Raw genomic sequence first — 22,892 nt, forward strand, 5'->3', positions numbered from 1 at the left:
TGCTATTTACTTAAAATAAAATCGTGGAAGGTGAAAATTTTATGAAATTAACAGCGACAAAACGTACTGAAACAGGAACATCTGCTTCAAGAAGAGCAAGAGAAGAAGGTAAGATCCCAGCAGCGATCTACGGAAGAGAAGTAGACACTGTATCTGTTTTATTAGACAGAAAAGACTTTGAAATGACTCTACGTGAAGTAGGATCAAACGGTGTATTCGACGTTGAAGTAGACGGAGACACATACCACGTGTTCGTTAAAGAAAAAACCAACGCTGCGTTGAAACCTGAAATCTATCACGTTGACTTATTAGCCTTTACTAAAGGTCAGAAAGTCAACATGACGATCCCAGTTTATATTACTGGTGAAGAAGCCATTTCCGAAGGTATCGTATCACAATCTATCTCTGAATTAGAAGTAAGCGTTGCTCCTGCTGAAGCTCCTTCAGAATTTACTGTTGACGTTTCAGAAATGGAAATCGGCGACACGAAACACGTTTCTGATATCGAAATCGACGACAGCATCGAATTGCTTTCAGACACAGACTCAACAGTGGTATCTGTTTCAGCTCCTCAAATCGAAGAAGAGCCTGAACCAACTGCTGACGACGAAATGCCTGAACCAGAAGTTATCGGTGAAGACGAAGACGATTCAGAAGAATAAGATTCTTTCGATCAGTATTTAATTAAATACGTTAAAAGAGACCGAGTGATTTATGTATCCTACATAGATCATTCGGTCTTTTTATTATGTTGAAACGGGACGTCCGGCCCGTTTCGTCAGCCTTGTAGAGACCAGATATGACCATACGCGCCTAAAAGCGCGTATGTCCCTCCGTAAAGCTTGAAGCGAAGATGCATGATCAGGCGGAGCGCCTGATCACCTCCTAAGACAACTTCAAACAGAAAGGACGGACCTCAGCGACTTATTATGACTAAATTTCCGGCAGGGTAAAGGCGTATAACTGTTAATTTATGTATAAACTTCCTATAATGAGTATAGAGACATAAGTCACAATCTAAATTTCACAGGAGGTCATATTGATGGTAAACTCGAACAAAACAGTGGTAGGCACCTATCCTACTCAGGATGAAGCGCTGGAAGTTGTCAGTAAACTGAAAAATGAAGGCTATCCGAAAAACGATATCATCCTGTATTCGAATGAAGAACAGTCTAATGCCCTGGCGCATTATGAAGCCCACGATGTCGTGGTCGATCCGGATAACACTGCAAAAACGAAGAAGTATAAAGATACAAAAGACCAGTCAACATGGGACAAAATCAAAGATGCGTTTGTGACAGATACCTACGACCATGAAACTGAGAAAAAACGCGACGCCTATAACCAGGATAACGATTTTCTTTATCCGTACAGAAATGACATCGCCAATGGACATTTTGTTGTGGCGGTCGAAAACTATCGTGGTCAACCGACGGAAAGGGCTGCTGATGCTGGTAACACAGCTGCCATGCCGTCTGACACAGGCGTTATCGATGATCCAGGCAATACGTCAGCCATGCCTTCCGACACAGGGCGGTCAACCGATCTGAACAAAGATATGACAACAGAGAACAGAGAATTCAATCGCGCTGATGAAACCAGAGACCGCTACAAAAGATAAATATTAGATCCCCCTTGTCTATTACCTGCTGTTTAGATCAGCAGGTAATAGACTTTTTTTGCTCTATATTAACGGGTCAGCCTTTTTAAACGTTGTTATGAGTGCTATTTCTAGAATTATAATTAGTCGTGATTTATAATGAAGTCAAGTGGGAAAAGAGATGGCCTCACTTAAATTCACAATAGGAGGAATCGTTATGCAAGAGAAAAATAAAACAGTTGTCGGAACATATGATACACGTGACGAGGCTTTGGATGTTGTCTACAAGCTGAAAGATGCAGGTTATCAGAAAGAAAATATTATTCTTTATGCAAATGAAGACGTGACCCAAACCCAGAGTGATTATGAGGCAGTTAACATCGAAGCAGATACGACCCCAACAAGGGAAACCAGAGAAACGAATAAAGATGATCAGTCCTTATGGGAACAGATCAAAGATGCGTTTTCATCAGACACTTATGATCACGATGTACGGAAAAGAAATGAAGCCTATAATCAGGAAGACGATCTGCTTTATCCATACAGAGATGATATCAAGAATGGCAAAGTCGTCATTGTGCTGGATGGCTACAACGGTGAGGACTTGAACAGATACAACGCTGCCAGAAATGTCGGAGACAGCGATAAAGAGTTTGACCCTGGAACACCTGAAACCACACCTGTGACGACTACTGAAGATTCAGTGAGAGACAATGATCTTGATAACGAGACCACTAATATGAACACGAGTGACACGACTAAAAAGAAAAATAATCTGGATAATTACAAAGGTGTCAGAGACTCAGAGCCTGACACGAAAGTCAATCCAAGTGGCGGTAAACGTGATGTGACTAAAACAGATCACAATACGAGTGGAGACATCAATGATCCGCTGACCGATGGACGTGACTTCTCACGAGAAGATGACGATATGGATGCCTACAAAAAATAATAGCCGTTAACTAGTCTAGTGTTTGGAGTCTATTGCCTGATGAGAGAAACAGGCAATAGACTTTTTTACTTAAACAACTTTACTGTAAAAAGATACGTCTCTCTTTTCAATTCTATAGAAAAACTGGTAAAATAAAGAGAGTAGAATATAAGAGGTGACCTATGAATTCAGTAAATTTATCCAAACGGCTCCAAATCGTAGCCGACTACGTTGAAAAAGGGGCAAGACTTGCCGATATCGGTTCCGATCACGCCTACTTGCCGTGTTATCTGGCACAGAACAAACAGATCGACTGTGCTGTTGCAGGTGAAGTCGTCGAAGGACCTTTTTTGAATGCCGTAAATGAAGTGTCCAGTTTGAACCTGGAAGAAACCGTGAGTGTACGTTTAGGCGATGGGCTCCAAGTCTTAAATGACTTTGACAATATCACCACCATCACGATCGCAGGTGTCGGTGGACCATTGATCGTGCGTATCCTTGAAGAAGGCAAGCAGCTGCGCAAACGAACGGGACAGGAAACGCTGATCCTTCAGCCGAATGTGAACGAACAAACAGTCCGCGAGTATCTGATGAGAGAGTCTTATGCCATCACAGCTGAAACGATTTTAGAAGAAAACGGTAAGCGCTATGAGATCATTAAAGCGAAACCGGCAGATGAAAAAACGGCTTATAACGAGAAAGACTTGTTGTTCGGACCATTCCTTCGTCAGGAAAAATCGTCCGTCTTTATAGCTAAATGGGAAAGTGAAGCTGAAAAAACGGCTTATGTCATTGGGCAGATGGAAAAAGCTGAACAAAAAGATGAAGAAAAACTAAAAGAACTGAATAAAAAGCTGAATTTAATCGAGGTGATGATCAAGTGAGTAACGTGAGTGTTTCAGATGTCATCGCGGAAATCGATCGCTTAGCACCACCTGACTTGGCTGAAAGCTGGGACCCCATCGGTTTATCCTTTGGGAGCACAAAGCAGAGCGTCAAACGTGTGCTCATCGCTCTGGACGTGGATAATGATACGATCAAAGAGGCGAAGCAGAAACAGGCTGATCTGATCGTGACCCATCATCCGGCTATTTTCACTTCCCAGAAAACTCTGAATCAGGAAGATGAACGAAGAAAACAATACATCGACTTGATCAAATCCGATATTGCCGTCTATTCTGCCCATACGAATCTGGATGCGGCAGCCGGTGGGATGAACGACTGGCTGGCGGACAGCTTAGGAATCAGAGAATCGGGCCGTCACGTCATGTCGGTGAGTGTGCAGCGCGGTTTCAAGAAGCTGGCCGTGTATGTTCCGGATTACGCTGCAGATAAGGTCCGCAAAGCTCTCCATGCAGTTGGAGCCGGCGAAATCGGCGCGTACACGGACGTTTCCTATACGCTGAGTGGTTATGGCCGGTTTACGCCGCAGGAAGGCGCAGACCCGACAGAAGGCGAGATCGGGAAAGAAGAACGTATCCATGAAGAGCGCATCGAAATGATGGTCAGGGATGCTGATGTGATGAACAGTATCGCGGCATTGAAAGCCGCTCATCCATACGAAGAACCGGTGTACGATATATTTACGCTCGAGTATCAGTCGGAGCCCTTTGGCTTTGGACGGGTGGGTGATCTGAATGAACCTCTTTCCGCATCGGACCTTGCTGAGAAAGTGAACGAGCAGTTTGACGTTGACGGCGTGAGATACGGATCGGTGGATGCAGACAGAAAACACACCCAAATAGCGGTCCTTGGAGGATCCGGTGAAAAATACTATAAAGAAGCGCTCAACAAAGGGGCGACACTTTATGTAACGGGAGATATTTCCTATCATGGTGCACAGGATATGCTGCGGGACGGTCTGGACTTTATCGATGCCGGCCATTACATGGAAGCCATCGCTGTACCGAAACTGTTTGAGTACCTGAATCAGTGCAAAAAGGAAAACCAGTGGGACATAGAAATACTGAAAGCAGAAACACAGAAAGACGTATTTACTTATATCAAATAGAGGCGGGATAATATGTACAAGAACTTAGTCGATCGTTTTTTAGAATATGTCAAAATCGAAACACAGTCAGACAGCTCATCAACAACGGTTCCCTCAACTCAGTCACAGGTCGAATTTGCCAAGAAACTGATGAAAGATTTACAAGAGATCGGTATGGAAGAAGTCGAGTACAATGATAAAAACGGGTTTGTAACAGCCACACTGCCGTCAAACACGGACAATGATGTCCCGGTCATCGGCTACATCGCCCATATGGATACGGCCGACTTCAATGCTGAGAACGTGAATCCTCAGATCCATGAGAACTACGACGGCGGAGAGGTCGTCCTGAATAAGAAAATGGGCGTGAAACTGTCACCGAAGGACTTTCCGAATATGAACAACTATATTGGTCAGACACTAATCACCACGGATGGAACGACGCTGCTTGGATCCGACGACAAGTCAGGTATCGTCGAGATCTTTGCCGCCATGGAACATCTGATCAATAACCCGGACATCAAGCACGGCAAGATCCGTATCGCCTTTGGGCCGGACGAAGAGATCGGTGTCGGCGCAGACAAATTTGACGTGGATCACTTTGCCGCAGATTTTGCTTATACGATCGACGGCGGACCGGTCGGCGAGCTGGAGTACGAAAGCTTCAATGCCGCTGGTGCCAATGTCCTGATCCAAGGGAAGAACGTTCACCCCGGTACAGCTAAAGGAAAAATGGTCAACGCACTGAAACTGGCTATTGCTTTCGACGAAGCATTGCCTAGTCAGGATGTCCCTGAAGAAACAGAAGACAGAGAAGGCTTTTTCCATCTCCTGGGAATGACAGGAACAGTGGAAGGAGCATCAATGAACTATATCATCCGTGATCACGACAGAGAATTGTTTATCAAACGCAAACAGCTGATGCGTGATATCGCGATCCGCTTGAATGCACCGTTTGAAGAAGAACGTGTCAAAGTGATCATGAAAGATTCTTACTACAATATGCGCGAAGTCATCGAAAAAGACATGCGACCCGTAGAACTGGCTGATAAAGCCATGAGGAATTTGGATATCGAACCGGACGTCAAACCGATCAGAGGCGGGACGGACGGCTCGAAGATCTCATTTATGGGTCTGCCGACACCGAACATATTTGCCGGTGGAGAAAACTTCCATGGCCGTTACGAATTTGTGGCTGTTGAAAGTATGGAAAGAGCGACAGATGTCCTTGTTGAAATCGCACGTCTGGCAGCTGAATAAGCTTAATAACGGATCGAAAGGATCGAAAGCCGAGATGCTTTCTTTCCTTTCTTCTTTTATGCTTTTATGAATCGGACGATCTGCCATTAAAAAGACCCATCAGGATAGAGAAAGGCGTGTTGATATGAGTTTGCAGTTTATTTTGGGACGGTTACATACAAACAAGAAAGCACACATTTACAGTCAGCTTGTGGAATGGTCCCGTGAAGACAGTGATAACCAGGTCTTTTATCTCGTCCCGGATCACATCAAATTTGAGTCTGAGATGAATATCCTGGAATACATCAAAACCACTCAGTCAGACAAGGAGAGGAATGAACAGTATGCCGGGATGATCAATCTGCAGGTATTCAGTTTCAGTCGACTGGCCTGGTATTATCTTCAGGACACGGCCATATTCAGCCATTCGCAGTTAACAGAGACTGGACTGTCCATGCTTATACGCAAGATACTGAAAGAAAATGAAGAAGACCTGACCATATTCAGAGGTGAAAGCCATCAGCAGGGATTCGTGGATAAAACCACGACCTTATTTATGGAAATGAGAAATGGACGTGTCCATCCTGAAGACCTGGAAGAGCTCTTCATACATGAATGGTCAAATGAAGCAGGGAACAGCGACCTGAGATTGAAACTGACAGATATAAAGAGATTATACGAAGCGTTCATGGATCAGCTCATCGGGAAATATATCGAGAAAGAAGATGTCCTTGAGGCATTGATCCAGGAAGTGAAACAGAGAGATATGTCTCAAACGCGTATCATCATCGAACATTTCAACAGTTTCTCCGCACAGGAACAGGCCCTGATCCTTGAACTCGTCGAGCAGGCACAGGATGTCAAAGTGTCACTGATCCTGGATAAAAAACATGCGGTCGAACCGCCTGAACTGACTGACTTCTTTTATGAAACGGGGATGACCTATTATCGTTTGTACCAGCAGGCACGTGAACGGCGTCTTCAGATCCAGCATGATGTCGTACTGAACGAAGCCAGCGGTGAGCACTGCAGTGAACTGAATGTACTGGAAGAGTATTGGGTCGACAGTTTTGACCTGTCGCCTGATAAGACGTTACTTAAAGATGTCCTCATGGATGGGTGCATTGAAATAAGGGCGGCAGAGAACAAACAAGCCGAAGTGTTGCATGCGGCAACTACGATAAAACAACTGGTTGCTAAAGACAACTACCGATACAAAGACATCCTGGTGGTGTCCCGTGTGCTGGACGATTACAAGCGGATGCTGGAAGCGACCTTTGCTGAAAATGAGATCGAATTGTTCGTGGATCAAGCCGATCATATGGCAGGCCATGCCCTAGTCGAGGGGATACAAAGTCTGTTCCTGATTCACAAACGCTACTGGCGCTATGATGATATCATGCGGTTCTTAAAAACTGAGCTCTTTATCCCTTTGAACGAAAACGAACAGCTGCCGAAAGACAATGTGGAAAAACTGGCTTTCTGGAACAGTAAAGCAGAAGACTGGCGGACGCGACTGGATATTTTAGAGAACGTCATGCTGGCCTATGGCTATGAAGGACGCGAATGGATGGAAGACAAAGAGTGGATCTATGCTCGTTTCCATCTGGAAGAAATGGATGAACAATTGGATGCGGACAAACAGATGCAGCGTCAGGCCAACGAAGCTAAAGATCAGGTCCGTGATATCCTGCTGCCATTTTATCAACGGCTGTCTAAGGTAGAAACAAACCGCGAGGCAGCCCGCCTATTGTATCAGTTTCTTGATGAGCAGGGATTCAATGATCAGCTGCTGTACTGGCGTGATCAGGCGATCGAGCAGGGGGAACTGGAGAATGCCAGAAAACACGAACAAGTCTGGCAGACATTTATCCAGCTCCTCGACGAGTTCGTCGATGTATTAGGCGATGAACCATGGGATATGGATTCTTTCCTGTCTATTCTGGAAACTGGCTTCGAACAGGCGACTTACAGCATCGTGCCACCGAGCATCGACCAGGTCATGTTCACTAACTTTGATAAATCAAGGATCAACACGAAAAAAGTCGTGCTCATTCTTGGCATGACCGATACCCAGCTGCCGATGAGTCAGGAAAATGACTCGATCTTGACCGATGAAGACAGAGAAGCCTTGTCCGTCTACTTGCCGGACGACAAGTATTTGGCTCCGACAACGAGCGGGCGCCTGGCGAGTGAACCTTTTGCGGCATACACAGCTTTCATGAATGCCTCCGAGCGACTGATTTTCAGTTACCCAGTCAAGAATGACGGGTCCGGAGACAATCAGCTGAGTCCATACATCGAACGGATCAGCCGTCATCTTAATGTTCCAGTAAAACAGATAAAAGCAGAACCCGGGAGCCTGACACAAGAATCTTACGAGACCCTCCTTTCCTTTGTCGGTTCACGCAGGGAGACGATGGGACATCTGGTGAATGTCCTTAGGGAAGGGATAGATAAAGAAGACCAGCCGTCACTTTTCTGGATAAAACTTTATCAGTCACTCTTTAAAGATGCCGATCCGATCGAACGGAAAATATTGAGCAGTCTGGAGTATTCTAATGTTCCTAAACGACTCGACCGCGAACTGGCGGAGGAACTATACGGAAAGGATCTGTACCTTTCTGTGTCACAGCTTGAGAGTTTTTACCTTGATCCTTACAGTCATTTCCTGCGTTATGGACTGAAACTGAAAGAACGGACCGTTCAGGAACTGACTCCGGCAGAAACTGGGACCTTTTTCCATGATGCTCTGGACAGTATATTCAAAACCATCGTGAACCGAAACGTGAACATGAGCGACCTTAATGACAAGACACTCAATGAGCTGACCGACGAAGTACTCCAGGAGCTGTATGAGAAAAATAAATTCCGACTGCTTTCCATGTCGAACCGGATGAAGTTTATCCGCAGGCAGTTGAGTGACACCATCAGACAGATGATGTGGGCGATCGCCAATCAGTCACGCCGGTCACGCATGGCGCCGCAGCAATCGGAAGTGCTTTTCGGACGTATCGCAACCAAACAGGGTGTCCCAGGACTGACTTTTCCTTTAAATAACGGAGGAAAACTCCATGTCCGTGGAAAAATCGACCGTCTGGATGCGATGGAGATCGATGATCAGCTCTATATCAGTGTGGTCGATTATAAATCCGGCGACAAAAAGCTCGAATTTGATGAGATCTATCATGGTCTGATGATGCAGCTGCTGACTTATCTGGATACAGCAGTCGAACATTCTGAAGAATTATTCGGCAGAAAAGCCAAACCGGCGGGAGCCTTTTACGCCCAAGTTAAAAACCCGCTGCTTGACGGACGTTCAGTGAAAAATAAGGACTGGCTTGAAGAAATGCTGAAGCAGTTCAAAATGAAAGGCATTCTTCTTAATGAGGATGATCTGCTTTCAAGTATAGATAAGACACTGGATAACGGGGTATCATCGCTGGTCTATCCGTTGAAGAAACTGGTGAAAGGTCAGCTTCGAGGCTCGTTTATTACTCTGGATGACCTAGAGCTGCTCTTGAAGCACCACCGGACCAAAATAAGAGAAGCTGGTAACCTGATCCTGTCCGGTGAAAATCAGCTGGCACCTTTTTACGAGAAGAAAGGACGCACACCTACGACTGTCGGAGGGGAATATCATCCGATATCCCAGTTTGATGTGCTGCTTCCGGGCAACCAGAACTACTACCGTAATCTGCCTAAGATCAAAGACCAGAGTGAGCTGATCGATAAGCTCAAATTGAAGTACCAGATTATCGAACCAGCAAAGGGGGTTGATGAAGGATGAAAACCATACCTGAAAAACCGGAAAACACGCAATTTACTGATCACCAGTGGCAGGCGATCCATGATGAAGGTAAGAACCTTTTAGTCTCTGCTTCGGCCGGATCGGGAAAAACGACCGTCCTCGTCCAGCGGGTGATCGAAAAGATAAAAAGTAGGACAGATATCAATGAGTTACTGGTCGTCACGTATACTAATGCAGCGGCGAGAGAGATGAAGCAGCGTATCCAGTCAGCGATCCAGAAAGAAATAAACGAGTCTAGGGATGCCGACCAGAAGCATCATCTGATCCGTCAGATCCCCATGCTGGGACATGCAGACATTTCTACCCTCCATTCATTCTGTCTGAAAGTGATCCGGCGCTATTATTACCTGATCGACTTTGACCCCGTCTTCCGTCTATTGACGGACGATACGGAGATCGCTTTGATGAAAGAAGACGTCTGGGACGAACTGCGTGAAGAGTTATATGGCCATGATAATGAGTTGTTCGAAGAACTTGCAGCGGCTTATTCCAGTGATAAAAACGATGACGGCATGACTGATCTAATTCTGTCACTGTATGAATTCTCACGGGCCAATCCTGATCCGCTGGAATGGCTCTCGGGACTGAGTCAGATGTATGCCGTTGAAGGCAATGATTTGGGTCAGAGTTTCGTTTTTCAGAAACTCATCAAAGCTCAGATTTTAAGCACGTTATTCAACATCAAGGAACTGTTGGATGATGCAATCATGATGGCTAACGGCGAAGAGGAACTCGGTAAAACGCTCGGTATATTGGAAGATGATCTCACTCATATCAACGCTTTGGAGTCACTTGTAACTGACAACAAACTACAGGAAGCTTATGCTCTGAGTGAAACTTTCAGTCACAGCAGATGGTATGCGCCAAATAAAAAAGACACCCCAGAAGCGGTGAAAGAAGCCGGTAGAGAGATGAAACCTTTCAGAGACAAGGCGAAAGATATGTATACAGACATGGTCAACGATGTGTTCTCGTTTTCTCCGGAAGAACAGCTGGAGAACATGTCGAAAGTCGGCAAGTTAGTGGAAGAAATGGCTCGTGTCGCGACTCTTTTTTATGAACGCTATCAGGCTCACAAAGCTGACCGGAAAGTGCTGGACTTCAACGACCTCGAACATCTGACGCTCCGGATATTGTCAGAGCAGACAGCGGAAGGTAAAGTCGCTTCTGAAGCAGCCAAGCATTACCGCCATCAGTTCAAAGAAGTCATGATCGACGAATACCAGGATATCAATCAGATCCAGGAAGAAATACTGAAATGGGTCACAAAACCGGATCCTAAAAACGGGAATCAATTCATGGTCGGGGACGTCAAGCAGTCCATTTATTCTTTTCGTCTGGCAGACCCGAGCCTCTTTATCGATAAGTATGAACGCTATGCCACGAAAGAGGCAGGAGAACGGATCATCCTCGCTGAGAATTTCCGTTCGCGCAAAGATGTCCTGTCCTTTACCAACTTCGTCTTCGACCAGCTGATGGATAAAGAAGTCGGGGATCTGACTTACGATGACTCGGCAAAACTGATCAATGGCTTTACCGCCTTTCCAGATTCTGATGATTTTCAGACGGAGATCCTGATATATGAATCGAAAGAAGAAGAGTTTGAGGAAGAGGACGAACCGGAAGCCTTGTCGACGTCTTTCAATATCGATACGAAAACCAAGGGTGAACTCTTTATGGTCGCCAGCAAGATACTCGAAATGCTGGCTGAAGGGTATGAAGTATACGATAAGAAAGCCCAGATCATGCGGCCTTTGGAGCTGAAAGACATCGTACTGTTGACACCTACAAAGAAAAACAATCTGGACATCCAGGATATCTTCAAGCAGTTGGGCATACCAACAGCGGTGAAAGATACCCAGAATTACTTCCAGACCACTGAAATAACGATCATGATGTCGATACTCAAGATCATCGATAACCCACAGCAGGATATTCCGCTTGTGGCGGTCCTGCGATCACCGATCGTTGGCTTGGATGAAGTGGAGCTGACCCGTATCCGGATCATCAACAAACAGTCGTCTTATTTCGACGCGCTGACACAGTTTGCCGACAAAGACGACTGGCAGGACATCAAAAACATAGAACTGCAGGCTAAAGTACAGAAGTTCTTAGCCATGCTTGAGAACTGGCGCAAACAATCACGCCGGCAGTCGCTGATCGACTTGATCTGGATGATCTTTGAAGACACCGGCTTCCTGCATTATGTCGGCGGCATGAGTTCCGGCAGACAGCGCAAAGCCAATCTGCATGCTTTGTATGAACGGGCAGCTGCTTATGAGAAAACTTCTTTCAAAGGTTTGTTTCAGTTTATCCGCTTCATTGAAAAAATGCAGAAGAAAGATAAGGACTTGGCCGAACCTCAAGCGATCTCCGACAGCGAGAATGCTGTCCGCGTCATGACGATCCATGCCAGTAAAGGGCTGGAATTCCCGATCGTGTTCGTGCTGGATATGACGAAACAGTTCAATGTCAGAGATGCGCAGGGGGCGACGGTTTTTGACGAAGAATACGGCGTAGGGGCAGAGTACCGTGATCTGAAAAAACGGGAGAAGAAAACGACACTGCCTGAAAAAGCGCTGAAATACAAAAAGAAAACCAAGCTGCTGTCTGAACAGATGCGTGTGCTTTATGTTGCACTGACACGTGCGGAACAGAAACTCCTGCTGGTTGGCTCATACAAGAATGAAGAGGCGGCTCTTGAACGGTGGGGACTGGTCGGCGGTCATCCCAAACGCGTCCTGCCTTCTGATATGCGTCTGGGTGCCCGCGGTTTCATGGACTGGATCGGTTTCAGTATCATCCGGCATGAACAGATGGATGAATCACGTTCGATCGCCGCACAAAATAATGAGATCCATCATTACGATACGTCCTTTGATGTGCATTTTTATTCGCAGGAAGAGCTGGAAGAAGCCTTGCTGTCCCATCAGAAATCAGAAACGTCTGACTGGTATCCGAAGCTGAAAGAAGGCACGATCAAAGCGCAGGCCGATGAAGAAATCAAGCAGGCAGTGGAAGAAGCGGTCATGCTGATGAACAAGCCTTATGCTTATCAGATTGCCACCCAGACGACTAGCTATCAGTCGGTTTCAGAAATCAAGCGGCTGTTTGAAGAACCGGACGATGGACAGATGGTCAAGATCGATGTCACAAAACCGAGACAAGTCAATCGGTATGTCGAAGATCAGCTGAGCCGACCGTCCTTCATCCATGAAGACCTGAAGCCGACACCGGCCGAAGTGGGGCAGGCCACTCACCTGGTGCTGCAGACGCTAGACTTGAGTGAGAAACCGGCAAGTGCTTCTGTTTATGCTGTCATCAATCGTTTAGTAAAGGAAAATGTGTTCACACCTGAACTGGCGAAACTGATACGTACAGAAGAGATCCTCAGTTTCTTTAAAACAGCGTTTGGAGAGTACATCATTGAACACTATGAAGACATGAAGCGAGAAGTGCCCTTCTCGCTGCTCATGGAAGCACAGGATATCTTCCACGATATGGAAGCGCTGGATGATCATGTGCTTATCCACGGGATCATCGACGGCTATATCGAAAAGGAAGACGGCATCATTCTGTTCGACTACAAAACGGACCGGGTCGCGCATTTAGGTCAGATGGCAGGGGACGAAATGCTCAAAAAGTATCGCGGCCAGCTGACACTCTATAAGCGGGCATTGGAATCGATCCTTAAAAAGCCTGTCCTGGAGTCCCATCTTGTGATGCTTGACATCAGTGAGACGGTACGGGTGAATTAATTAGTATCTAAAAAGCGAGCCGATTCTTAATTTCACAGAATCGGCTCGCTTTTTGCCTGTCTAGAAAAAGACAGGCAGGCATATATCTAGAACTCGGCAAAGAGATGAGTTTTGGGCTGCCATTATGACGAATGATAATCCTGATTCAGTGACAGTTCTTCCTATGAGTTCCTATTATACCGGCTGTTAGCCCAAACCCAGCGATATCTTTTCTTTTGAGATGCCATTATAACGACAGATAACCTGAATTCAGTGTCATTTTTCATTTTGAGTTACTACTATAACGTCTGATAACCTTAATTCAGTAATAAGGACCATCACGAGTTCCTATTATAAGGATTGATAACCCAATCTCAGTGATCAGACTCGCCCCGAGTTGCTGTGAGAGTTATCAAATCCGCCCAATCTATAATGAATGATTAGGCTTTAGCCTAATCAGGACCGCATGGAATATCATGGCAGTGTGTTTGCGCCATTTCAAAGTGAGGAAAGAAGGAACCTGAAGTTTTTAATATAAGAAAAAAAGCTGAGACCGAGGTCTCAGCTTTCCTTATAGCATTACATTTAGTCGAAACTGTATTGTGCACCTTCAGAATACGTGTTGGCGGCATCCCATAAAAGGAATTCATTGACGCCGTAATCGTTCAGGGCGCGGATCTGTTCGCTCACTTCCTGAGCACCATAGTTCTTATACCAGCCGGAGCCTAAATAAGAAGCAGTAAAGTCCTGGATCCATGGACGGGAGACCGGCGCTTTTTCGCCAAGGTTACCTAAAACTTCATTCTCATGTTCCATATAGTTGGCAACAACATTGTAAGGTTCCAGGTCGGGTTTAGCTATGCCGAGTGAACCGGGTCCCCAGTGACTCGGATAGATCATCGAAGAGATGACATCGACATTCTCGGAAATACGGGAGAAGTTCTGACCGATGCCGGGAGCTTCCGGTACGGTTGCTGAGTAGCCGAAGATATCGACAGAGACGTCTACATCAAAAGCTTCCAGTTCTTTTCTGGCATACGCAACAAAGTCCGTAACAGCTTCCACACGCTGCTGGACATTATCCATATCATTATCTGCGTAGTCGCCGCGGGAATAATCGAGTTCTTCATCACGCAGTTCGAACCCCTCAGGGAAACGGACGTAGTCGAACTGAATATCTTTGAAGCCCATCATCGCTGCCTGTTTAGCAATTTCAACGTTGTAGTCCCAGACTTCTTTCTGGAAGGGGTTGACGAAACTGTGGCCGGCACGGTTTGACCAGACAGAGCCGTCAGGATTTCTGAAGGACAAATCAGGACGTTCCTTAGCCAGGCGCGAATCTTTGAAGACGACGATACGAGCGATCGGGTAGATCTCGTTTTCTTCTAAATGAGACATCAAGCCTTCCGGATCGATCCAGTTAGTGGAAAACTTATTGACCAGTTCATGGTCAGATTCGAGCGGCATCGTAATATCGCCATTGTCTTCTTTTATATCAATGACCATCGCGTTCAGGTCAGTTGAATTAAGCAAATTGGTCAACGGCTCCATGCGCGCACCACCGGCAGAGTGAGCCGTAACGAATACACCTTTGACCCCATCTTCGGGATAGGCGATATCAACGCCACTGTCATACTTGAACTGACTCGGGAATGTTTCAGGTACCCTAAGTAAAGGTTCCGTGTTGACCGTTAAGTAGGTCGTTTCCATAGCTTCGGTTTCCGAAGCTTCATCCGCATGGACAATTGTATTGGCGATCCCACTTAAGGCTAAGACAGCCGCAGAACCCATGAACGTTTTTTTCAGTAATTTAGTCATGACTCATTTCCTCGCTTTCGCTTTCTCCAGACTGGATCAGTTCTGGATCCAGCAGTTCGTAATCTTTTTCTCTCAAGCCGTCGATAATAGCAGGGGTGGCTTCTTTGGTCCACTCCCGGTCATGCATGAGCAGGTTGGACCCTGATACGAGAAGGTTCGTATTGGTCATGATGTCAGCTAAAGCCTCGGCATTCTGATAATCGGCTTCCCAGTCATAACCGTATGTCCAGTTCATCAGCGCCATACCGTCTTCTTTGACCACTTCTTTAGAGTAATCGGTGTTCTGGCCAAAAGGAGCTCTGAAGAAACGGGGGCGTACGCCGATGATTTCTTCGACCAGGTCACTGGTTTTAAGTATTTCTTCTTTCTGCTTTTCTTCAGATAAAGAAGGCAGGCTTGGATGCGTGTGGGAATGGTTCCCGATCGTAAAGCCCATTTCATGGATTTCCTTCAGCATATCTTTGCCTTCATCGCTTTCAAGATACATCCCATTGACAAAGAAGATCGCCGGGGCATCTTTTTCAGCTAAAACGTGGGCGATTTCTACCGCATGCTTGTCCGGGGCATCATCATAGGTCAAGAGGGCGACCTTCTTGTTGGCCTCTTTGCCATCCAGCACATTGATGTAGGCAAAATTGTCACTTACTTCATATAAGTATTCGGGCGCTTCCACCACTTCACTATCTTCATCTGATTCTTCATCAGTATTTTCTTCCAGTTCTTCTGTTTCTTCGTCAGACATTTCGTCGTCTGTCTCCGTTGAGACTTCTTCGCCGGAAACATCTTCTTGTGTCGCTTCTTCGTCAGTTTCTGGGGTTACTTCGCTTTCTGCCGCTTCACAGGCCGTCAAAACAAGGGTGGAAGCAAGCAGGGTAGAGAGTATCAGTTTTTTCATCAGTCAGTCTCCTTATTCTTCGCTGAGTTCAGTTTCAATAGACGATTGCAGTTCAGACAAGCGTTCGTCCAGATCGACAAGGATTTCATCCAGGTTCATTAATGGTTCTCTCAAGCTTTCACGTTCTTCATTGAGTGTTTCGATGCCATTGACAAAGTCGTCGTATGTGGCTTCTTCATCTGAGATCTCCGCAAAGAATTCTCTTTCACCTTCTAAAGTCTGATAGTATGTATCGACATAAGTGGAAAGACTTTCTTCAAAATCGTACACGACCGTATCGACTCCTTGGATCTGTTCCTGTTCCAGGCTTTCGCCGTCATAAGTTGCCAGGATCTCCTGCTGAGTTTCCAGATCATTTTCCACGGCTTCCAGATCGGCTAAGATTTCTTCTCTTGCAGTGATATTTTCAAAGACAGGGGACGATTCATCCTGCAGTGTCGCTAATTCCTCATCTGTTTCAAGGGTTTCACTGAACAGTTCCTGCAGCTCGGTCTCTGTTTGTGCCAGTTGATTGATATCTGCCACCGCTTCATCTGTGATGCGTTCGATTTCAGTTGTCGCTTCCTGCACTTCGCCCAGGTTTTCTGAATCACAGCCGGCCAGTACGATCGGCACCGCTGAGAGTGAGAGAAGGACCCACTTTTTAGTTGTCATTTAATAATCTCCTTTAGCAGTTTAGTCTCATAATTATAATTTAAAGCATCTTGTAGAGTATAGCAAATATTTACCGTAAATAAAACGCTTTTATACAGATTTTGTTCTAATCTAATAATATTGTAAAAGAAATAGCTCTTTATCCTGAGATTTATATGGATAAAAGTAAATCAAGGTAGGTTTTGACTCGAAAATATTGTACAATAATAGAAGGTTCACTAATAAAGGAGTTCACTATGCTGATATATTATATAATTTCACTTATTATTGTCGGGATCGATCAGTTTACGAAATACCTGACTGTTCAGAACATCCCCTTACATGAAACACTGGAAGTCATTCCTTCTTTTTTATCCTTCACCTATCACCAGAATACGGGTGCGGCCTGGAGTATGCTGGAAGGGCAGATGATTTTCTTCTATATCGTCACCTTGATCGTTATCGGCGTCATCGTGTATTACATGCAGACTTACGGTAGACAAGACAAGGTTTTTGCCTTTTCGCTGAGTCTGATCCTGGGTGGGGCTGTCGGGAACTTCATCGACCGGCTGTTCCTTCAATATGTGGTCGATATGATCCGCGTCGAGTTCATTGATTTTCCGATCTTCAATGTGGCGGATATGTCTTTGACCATAGGTGTGACATTGATGGTGATTTACCTGTTCTTTGACGAATGGAAAGAATACAGACAGAAGAAAGTTGGAAAGAATTAAATGGATAAGACAAAAACATTTCACATATCAAATGAAACCGGACGCCTGGATAAATTCTTGAGTGACGAATTAAACGAACATTCACGCAGTCAGGTCCAGTCCTGGATCAAAGAGGGTCTGGTCACTGTCAACGATGAAGAAGCAAAGGCAAACTACAAGATCCAAAACGGAGACATCATCCATGTCACGATGAAAGAGCCGGAAGAGATCGATGCACAGCCGGAAGATATCGCCATCGATATCGTTTATGAAGATGCCGATGTCGTTGTTGTCAATAAAGCATCCGGCATGGTCGTCCATCCGTCTATCGGTCACGCAAGCGGGACCCTGGTCAATGCGCTGTTGTATCATGTGAAAGATCTGTCAGGGATCAACGGGAAAATCCGTCCCGGCATCGTTCACCGTATCGATAAAGACACCTCAGGTCTTTTGATGGTGGCTAAAAACGATCTGGCTCACGAAAAGCTGGCTGAACAGCTGCAGGAGAAGACAGCCAAACGGGAATACATCGCTTTAGTCCATGGCGTCATCGAAAACGACAAAGGGACCATAGATGCCCCGATCGGCAGAGACCCGAAAAATCGTAAAAAATTCACCGTCATTCAAGGCGGCAAAGAGTCCGTGACTCATTTTGAAGTGATCGAGCGTTTCAGCGAATATACGTTGCTGCGTTTGAATCTGGAAACTGGACGCACACATCAGATCCGCGTGCATCTGGAATATATCGGTCACCGTATGGCCGGCGACCCATTGTATGGGCCTCGAAAAACACTGGAAGGGGAAGGGCAGTTCCTTCATGCCGCATCCTTGTCATTCGTCCATCCCAGAACTGGGGAACAATTGACATTCACAGCACCCCTGCCGGATGACTTTAATGAAACACTTGACTGGGTAAGACGACGTTAAAAAAGTGAAAGGAGACTGACTGATGTCAAAAATCGTATCTATTCTCGATGCCGTGGCACTGAACCGTGCATTGACTCGTATCTCATATGAAATCATCGAACGGAACAAAGGGACCGACAACCTTATCCTCGCGGGGATCAAAACACGAGGGGTGTTCATCGCCAGACGGATCGCCGAGAAGATCGAAGAGATCGAAGGCAAGGCCGTGCCTGTAGGAGAACTGGACATCACGCTGTACCGCGATGACCGACATTTTCCCGAAGAAGTGGAAGATCCGGAAGTCAAAGGTCAGGCGTTCCCTGTTGACGTGAAAGGTAAAGTTGTGATTTTAGTGGACGACGTCATCTACACTGGACGAACGATCCGTGCCGCCATGGATGCTGTTATCGATCTGGGACGTCCGGAAAAAATCATGGTCGCTTCACTTACGGATCGAGGTCATAGAGAGATCCCGATCAAAGCTGACTTTATCGGGAAAAACATCCCGACATCCAAGCATGAGCAAGTCAAAGTCTCCATGAAAGAATATGACGGCAAAGATGCAGTAGAAATCATCAAGCCGGATTAATCAGTACACATAAAAAGATGCCCGTGAGGATTCGAAACTCACGGGCATCTTTTTATTACTTAATCTGTGACTTCATATGCATGGACATAGACGCGACCGTCATCGACCGAATAGTTACAGGATATCAGGGTCAGCAGTTTCTGATCCTCTTTGAATTCCGATTCGATAGGGTAGGCTGAGTCAGCTTTTAACTTTTCATAGTACGTTTTCAGTTCGCTATCTTCGAAAGAGGTCCTTATATAGTCGGAACCGGCGGACGCGATGTGAACGGAGAAGATTTTATACGTACGATCCGTGTACGGATCCTGAAAACTGATCGTCGGATTCTTTTTGGTAAAGTCTTCTGTCATGAACTTGTCCAGGTCTGCAAACATCAGTCCGGGCTGGGTGTAGTGACCATATAAAATAGTGTGGTCGTCCAGGCCCATCCCGACATTGCGGTAGTCCATGAAAATCGAGCCCAGGATATGTTCTTCTTTATAAAAGTCGTGTTCCAGGTAGAATTCATTATCCTGCCCTCTGACGACAGGATAGTCGATGACGGTCCCACCGATTTTGAGCCAGCCCACGTAATCTGAATTCAGTTCATAATAGTCGGCTGACGGGTTGGCCAGGAAGGAGAATGCATTGGATCCTGGAACAGGCTTATCTGGTTCAGACGTATCCACCGGAAAAATCGAGGCTTCCGTTGGTCGCGTTTCATTGATATCAGTAGTTGGAGGAGGGACGTCGGCCGTAGAGGATTGTTCCAAATGTGAACGGATACTTAGGTTGAGAAGCAGCAGAAACACTGTCGCCAAGGCAAGCAGAAGTGTTTTTCTTTTCATCGCGATCCCTCCTTTGAAAAAGATTAACAAATTATCATTAATTCGAGGTGTTTAGAATTGACTCTGTTATTTTATATCTTTATTTTAGGGTTGTAAATTTGTTGAGTCAATTTTACCATCTTATACCAGAGAAGGAGAGTGTCACCATGTCAAAATTTGTCAAAGGATTTTCGTCTTTTGTAACCGCTTTCTCAATCACGTTTGCTCTCGCCCCAACCGCATTTGCTGACAATCATGTAGATGGAGAACAGGACATCGTCGAGATCGCTTTAGGAAACGATGATTTCAGTATTTTGGTCTCTGCTTTACAGAAAGCTGAACTTGTTGAAACCCTTCAGGGTGAAGGACCGTTCACAGTCTTCGCACCAACCAATGCAGCTTTTGAAGACTTACTGGCCGCATTAGACATTACAGCTGAAGAACTGCTGGCTCAACCAGATCTGGCAAACGTCTTGACTTACCACGTTGTACCTGGCAAAGTTTTGGCCGGTGACTTAACTGACGGTATGGAAGCTGAAACAGTCAATGGAGAAATGCTGACATTCGACTTAAGCGGTGACCCTATGGTAAATGACTCAATGATCGTGGACACAGACATCGAAGCAACAAATGGTGTGATTCACGTGATCGACACAGTCCTCGTTCCTGAAAACTTTGAACTGCAGGAAGTAGATATGGAAGAAGAGGACGTGCCTGAAACGGGTATCGAATCCAACTCGATCTTACTGTTTGGTATGATCGCAGCTGCAGCAGCCTTTGCATTCGTCTTAGTCTACAAACCACTTAAAGAGGAAAAATAATCACTCAGTAACTAATTGAATAAAGACGAGCAGCAGTCCAGAGATACATTACTGGGCTGCTGCTTTTTTTCGTTTTTATATAAGAATGAGGTGAGATCAGGAAATGCTGTTGGTACTTCTTATAACTCCCTTGATGAAATCGTTCGAGTTCAGGCAGTGGAAGATTCTTTTCGTAACTCCTTGTTTTTTACCAGGTGACTTACGAGAAGAAGGCTCATGTTTTAGCATCCCAAAATTTTTTACCACTCCAGTTACTATAAGAAGGCCTTTCTTCTGGCATCTCCAGAGACTAAAAAGGTGGAGTTAGTAAAAGGATGGGCTTCTTTTATTAACTCAGACCATTATAAAAAAGGGGTTATCAAAAGAACGGCCCTTTTTTAGTAACTCAACCATTTTTGATCAGATCAGTTAATAGAAGAAGAGCGATCTTTTGGCAACTCCTCCACAGGATTATAACGAGTTTATAAAAGAAAAAACCCCTTCTAGTAACTCCACAGGTCCGTGGTAATGAGCTGGCATAAAAGGTTTGATCGGTTCCGCCAGCTCACGGTCAGGACAGGTATTCAGTTAATAGAAGAAGATAAAAAAGCCGTATTCAGGTTCATTTCACCTGAATACGGCTTTCCTTATTTAGCTTTTCGGTTTGAGTTCGCGGACTTTCTCATCACTCGGCGTCACGTAATAGGTCGACTGACCTTCATAAATGACATAGCCGGGTTTGGCTCCGTTAGGCTTTCTGATGTGCTTGACCTGGACGACATCCACCGGAACGGAAGAGGACAGGCGATACTTGCTGTAATAAGCTGCCAGTACGCAGGCTTCCTCGATCGTTTCTTCGGACGGATCTTCATCCTCGATGATCACGTGGGATCCTGGAATATCCTTGGCGTGAGCCCACCAGTGTTTTTTGTGCGCCTTTTTCAGCGTCAGTTCGTCGTTCTGGGTATTGTTCTTGCCGACCAGGATACTGACGCCATCTGAAGAAACAAAGGCTTCCGGCTTGGACTTCTTGTTTTTCTTTCTGCGGTCTTTCTTGCTTTTTTTCTTCTTCAGATAATCGCCTTCCCGCAGTTCGTCGCGAATGTCTTCGATGTCCGAGGTGGAGGCGATGGACAGCTGCGTGAGCAGGGTATCAAAGTAATTCAGTTCGTGGCGGGTCGATTTCAACTGTTTCGTCACGTGCGTCTTGGCACTCTTCAGCTTCTGATAGCGCGAGAAATAGTACTGGGCATTTTCCGCCGGTGCTTTCTGCGGGTCCAAATCGATGTCAAGCGGGGCTTCTTCCTCGTAGAAGTTGGGAAGGGTGATTTTATCGTCGCCCTGATCCACTTCATGGAGATACGCCGTCAGGACTTCGCCTTTGACTTTATATTCATCGGCTTTTTCAGTCTGCTGCAGCTCTTTCTTCAGTTTCTGGATCTTTTTCTTGTCCTTCTGATACAGGTTTTTAACGAGGTGACTCAGGTCATTGGACTGCTGGTGGACACGATCACGTTCCGCCTTGTTCTGATAATAGCGGTCCATCAGCTCGCTCAAAGAACCGAATGGGATTTTTTCACCATCAAGATGCAGATAAGGCAGGGGAGAAAAGTATTCCTTCTGTCCGTCTCGCGTCAGGGTCGGTTCCAGTTTATTGGATTTAAAGGGCGCCATGAAATGCTGGAAGACAGCACTCGGAGCATCATCAGTATGCGTGTCCATCCGATACGCCAGTTCATTAGCTGAATCTTTACCGAAGCCCTGAAATGTCTGCTGGATCCACTTCACTTTATCTTTGTAATTCAGGTCCGCCACTGGAAAAGGTCCGTCATAGTCAAACGGATTTTTCCTGTCCTGACTAGGGGCTTCTTTATATTCGGCTCCGGGAAGCAGGGTGCGGTAAGTATTCTGACTCGAAGGGACATGACGGATCGCGTCCACCAGTCTATTGTCTTCTGTATTGACGAGCAGGACATTACTGTGCCGGCCCATGATCTCAACGATCAGGTTAAGATATTCCGTGTCGCCCAATTCATTGCGTCGCTTGAAGGTGAAGGTCAGGATACGGTCATTCTCTTTCTGTTCGATCGCTTCGATGATTGCGCCATCCAAGTACTTCCTGAGGACCATGCAGTAGTTAGGTGGCTGAGCAGGATTCTCAAAAGGGATATCTGTCAGCTGGACCCTTGCATACTGGGGATGTGCGGACAGCAGCAGGGATTTATTTTTTCGGTTGGCACGGATACGCAGGATCACTTCGTTGTCATAAGGCTGCTGGATTTTTGTGATGCGTCCGCCACTCAGTTCTTCTTCTAATTCATTTCTTAAACCATGGACAAATAAGCCGTCAAAAGACATATATCGTCACTCCTATCTATAAAAAACTCTTTTTCAGTATAGCATTAAATAATAGGCCATACCAAC

17 protein-coding genes are annotated in these 22,892 nt (G+C 45.7%); 12 read left to right on the plus strand and 5 right to left on the minus strand.

The features are described from left to right. Positions 1–41: 41 nt before the first annotated feature. The 8 genes from BMX84_RS03470 (at position 42) to addA (ending at position 13,329) form a co-directional block, all read left to right on the plus strand. The gene (locus BMX84_RS03470) at positions 42–662 is read left to right on the plus strand and encodes a 50S ribosomal protein L25 (RefSeq protein WP_091487259.1); all 621 of its coding nucleotides are present in this window, start codon (positions 42–44) and stop codon (positions 660–662) included. Positions 663–1,042: 380 nt separating this feature from the next. Then, positions 1,043–1,621, plus strand: coding sequence for a general stress protein (locus BMX84_RS03475; RefSeq protein WP_091487261.1), 579 nt, complete (start codon positions 1,043–1,045; stop codon positions 1,619–1,621). A gap of 196 nt (positions 1,622–1,817) precedes the next feature. Further along, positions 1,818–2,552 (plus strand): general stress protein, encoded by a 735-nt coding sequence (locus BMX84_RS03480; RefSeq protein ID WP_177165448.1) that lies wholly within the window; start codon positions 1,818–1,820, stop codon positions 2,550–2,552. A gap of 161 nt (positions 2,553–2,713) precedes the next feature. Beyond that, a complete protein-coding gene (locus BMX84_RS03485; RefSeq protein WP_091487264.1) occupies positions 2,714–3,415 on the plus strand; it encodes a tRNA (adenine(22)-N(1))-methyltransferase in 702 nt (233 codons plus the stop codon). Further along, positions 3,412–4,542, plus strand: coding sequence for a Nif3-like dinuclear metal center hexameric protein (locus BMX84_RS03490; RefSeq protein ID WP_091487266.1), 1,131 nt, complete (start codon positions 3,412–3,414; stop codon positions 4,540–4,542). Before BMX84_RS03485 ends, BMX84_RS03490 begins: the two co-directional genes overlap by 4 nt. 12 nt (positions 4,543–4,554) lie before the next feature. Next, the gene (pepT, locus tag BMX84_RS03495; protein ID WP_091487267.1) at positions 4,555–5,781 is read left to right on the plus strand and encodes a peptidase T; all 1,227 of its coding nucleotides are present in this window, start codon (positions 4,555–4,557) and stop codon (positions 5,779–5,781) included. A gap of 124 nt (positions 5,782–5,905) precedes the next feature. Beyond that, positions 5,906–9,550 (plus strand): PD-(D/E)XK nuclease family protein, encoded by a 3,645-nt coding sequence (locus BMX84_RS03500; RefSeq protein WP_091487269.1) that lies wholly within the window; start codon positions 5,906–5,908, stop codon positions 9,548–9,550. Next, the gene (addA, locus tag BMX84_RS03505; protein WP_091487270.1) at positions 9,547–13,329 is read left to right on the plus strand and encodes a helicase-exonuclease AddAB subunit AddA; all 3,783 of its coding nucleotides are present in this window, start codon (positions 9,547–9,549) and stop codon (positions 13,327–13,329) included. Before BMX84_RS03500 ends, addA begins: the two co-directional genes overlap by 4 nt. A 564-nt stretch (positions 13,330–13,893) precedes the next feature. Here the strand turns inward: addA and BMX84_RS03510 are convergent. From BMX84_RS03510 to BMX84_RS03520, 3 genes are read right to left on the minus strand one after another with little or no spacing between them, the layout of a single operon-like run. After that, the gene (locus BMX84_RS03510; RefSeq protein WP_091487272.1) at positions 13,894–15,126 is read right to left on the minus strand and encodes a putative glycoside hydrolase; all 1,233 of its coding nucleotides are present in this window, start codon (positions 15,124–15,126) and stop codon (positions 13,894–13,896) included. Continuing rightward, positions 15,119–16,021: a polysaccharide deacetylase family protein gene (locus BMX84_RS03515; protein ID WP_091487275.1), complete on the minus strand. Its 903-nt coding sequence runs from the start codon at positions 16,019–16,021 to the stop codon at positions 15,119–15,121. Before BMX84_RS03515 ends, BMX84_RS03510 begins: the two co-directional genes overlap by 8 nt. A gap of 12 nt (positions 16,022–16,033) precedes the next feature. Beyond that, positions 16,034–16,675, minus strand: coding sequence for a YkyA family protein (locus BMX84_RS03520; protein WP_091487276.1), 642 nt, complete (start codon positions 16,673–16,675; stop codon positions 16,034–16,036). Between the two features lie 236 nt (positions 16,676–16,911). Between BMX84_RS03520 and lspA the strand changes: the two genes are divergently transcribed. The 3 genes from lspA to pyrR are packed head-to-tail and all read left to right on the plus strand — an operon-like array spanning position 16,912 to position 18,862. Further along, a complete protein-coding gene (gene lspA, locus BMX84_RS03525) occupies positions 16,912–17,388 on the plus strand; it encodes a signal peptidase II (RefSeq protein WP_091487278.1) in 477 nt (158 codons plus the stop codon). Continuing rightward, positions 17,389–18,294, plus strand: coding sequence for an RluA family pseudouridine synthase (locus BMX84_RS03530; RefSeq protein ID WP_091487280.1), 906 nt, complete (start codon positions 17,389–17,391; stop codon positions 18,292–18,294). A 22-nt stretch (positions 18,295–18,316) separates the two neighbouring features. Continuing rightward, a complete protein-coding gene (gene pyrR / locus BMX84_RS03535) occupies positions 18,317–18,862 on the plus strand; it encodes a bifunctional pyr operon transcriptional regulator/uracil phosphoribosyltransferase PyrR (RefSeq protein ID WP_091487281.1) in 546 nt (181 codons plus the stop codon). A 59-nt stretch (positions 18,863–18,921) separates the two neighbouring features. Here the strand turns inward: pyrR and srtB are convergent, their stop codons facing one another. Beyond that, a complete protein-coding gene (gene srtB, locus BMX84_RS03540) occupies positions 18,922–19,689 on the minus strand; it encodes a class B sortase (protein WP_091487283.1) in 768 nt (255 codons plus the stop codon). A gap of 146 nt (positions 19,690–19,835) precedes the next feature. Here srtB and BMX84_RS03545 point away from each other — a divergent pair, with 146 nt between their 5' ends. Continuing rightward, positions 19,836–20,489 (plus strand): fasciclin domain-containing protein, encoded by a 654-nt coding sequence (locus tag BMX84_RS03545; protein WP_091487285.1) that lies wholly within the window; start codon positions 19,836–19,838, stop codon positions 20,487–20,489. Positions 20,490–21,119: 630 nt separating this feature from the next. Here BMX84_RS03545 and BMX84_RS03550 read toward each other — a convergent pair. Then, positions 21,120–22,826, minus strand: a complete 1,707-nt coding sequence (locus BMX84_RS03550; RefSeq protein ID WP_091487286.1) for an NFACT RNA binding domain-containing protein — start codon at positions 22,824–22,826, stop codon at positions 21,120–21,122. Positions 22,827–22,892 lie beyond the last annotated feature (66 nt).

The organism is Alkalibacterium putridalgicola, from assembly GCF_900109825.1.
GTDB lineage: Bacteria > Bacillota > Bacilli > Lactobacillales > Carnobacteriaceae_A > Alkalibacterium > Alkalibacterium putridalgicola.

What these genes read in the sequence shown, in the direction of transcription:
- BMX84_RS03470 (WP_091487259.1), top strand. Translation starts at nt 42, where the DNA reads ATGAAATTAACAGCGACAAAACGTACTGAAACAGGAACATCTGCTTCA.
- BMX84_RS03475 (WP_091487261.1), top strand. Translation starts at nt 1,043, where the DNA reads ATGGTAAACTCGAACAAAACAGTGGTAGGCACCTATCCTACTCAGGAT.
- BMX84_RS03480 (WP_177165448.1), top strand. Translation starts at nt 1,818, where the DNA reads ATGCAAGAGAAAAATAAAACAGTTGTCGGAACATATGATACACGTGAC.
- BMX84_RS03485 (WP_091487264.1), top strand. Translation starts at nt 2,714, where the DNA reads ATGAATTCAGTAAATTTATCCAAACGGCTCCAAATCGTAGCCGACTAC.
- pepT (WP_091487267.1), top strand. Translation starts at nt 4,555, where the DNA reads ATGTACAAGAACTTAGTCGATCGTTTTTTAGAATATGTCAAAATCGAA.
- BMX84_RS03500 (WP_091487269.1), top strand. Translation starts at nt 5,906, where the DNA reads ATGAGTTTGCAGTTTATTTTGGGACGGTTACATACAAACAAGAAAGCA.
- addA (WP_091487270.1), top strand. Translation starts at nt 9,547, where the DNA reads ATGAAAACCATACCTGAAAAACCGGAAAACACGCAATTTACTGATCAC.
- BMX84_RS03510 (WP_091487272.1), bottom strand. Translation starts at nt 15,126, where the DNA reads ATGACTAAATTACTGAAAAAAACGTTCATGGGTTCTGCGGCTGTCTTA.
- BMX84_RS03515 (WP_091487275.1), bottom strand. Translation starts at nt 16,021, where the DNA reads ATGAAAAAACTGATACTCTCTACCCTGCTTGCTTCCACCCTTGTTTTG.
- BMX84_RS03520 (WP_091487276.1), bottom strand. Translation starts at nt 16,675, where the DNA reads ATGACAACTAAAAAGTGGGTCCTTCTCTCACTCTCAGCGGTGCCGATC.
- lspA (WP_091487278.1), top strand. Translation starts at nt 16,912, where the DNA reads ATGCTGATATATTATATAATTTCACTTATTATTGTCGGGATCGATCAG.
- BMX84_RS03530 (WP_091487280.1), top strand. Translation starts at nt 17,389, where the DNA reads ATGGATAAGACAAAAACATTTCACATATCAAATGAAACCGGACGCCTG.
- pyrR (WP_091487281.1), top strand. Translation starts at nt 18,317, where the DNA reads ATGTCAAAAATCGTATCTATTCTCGATGCCGTGGCACTGAACCGTGCA.
- srtB (WP_091487283.1), bottom strand. Translation starts at nt 19,689, where the DNA reads ATGAAAAGAAAAACACTTCTGCTTGCCTTGGCGACAGTGTTTCTGCTG.
- BMX84_RS03545 (WP_091487285.1), top strand. Translation starts at nt 19,836, where the DNA reads ATGTCAAAATTTGTCAAAGGATTTTCGTCTTTTGTAACCGCTTTCTCA.
- BMX84_RS03550 (WP_091487286.1), bottom strand. Translation starts at nt 22,826, where the DNA reads ATGTCTTTTGACGGCTTATTTGTCCATGGTTTAAGAAATGAATTAGAA.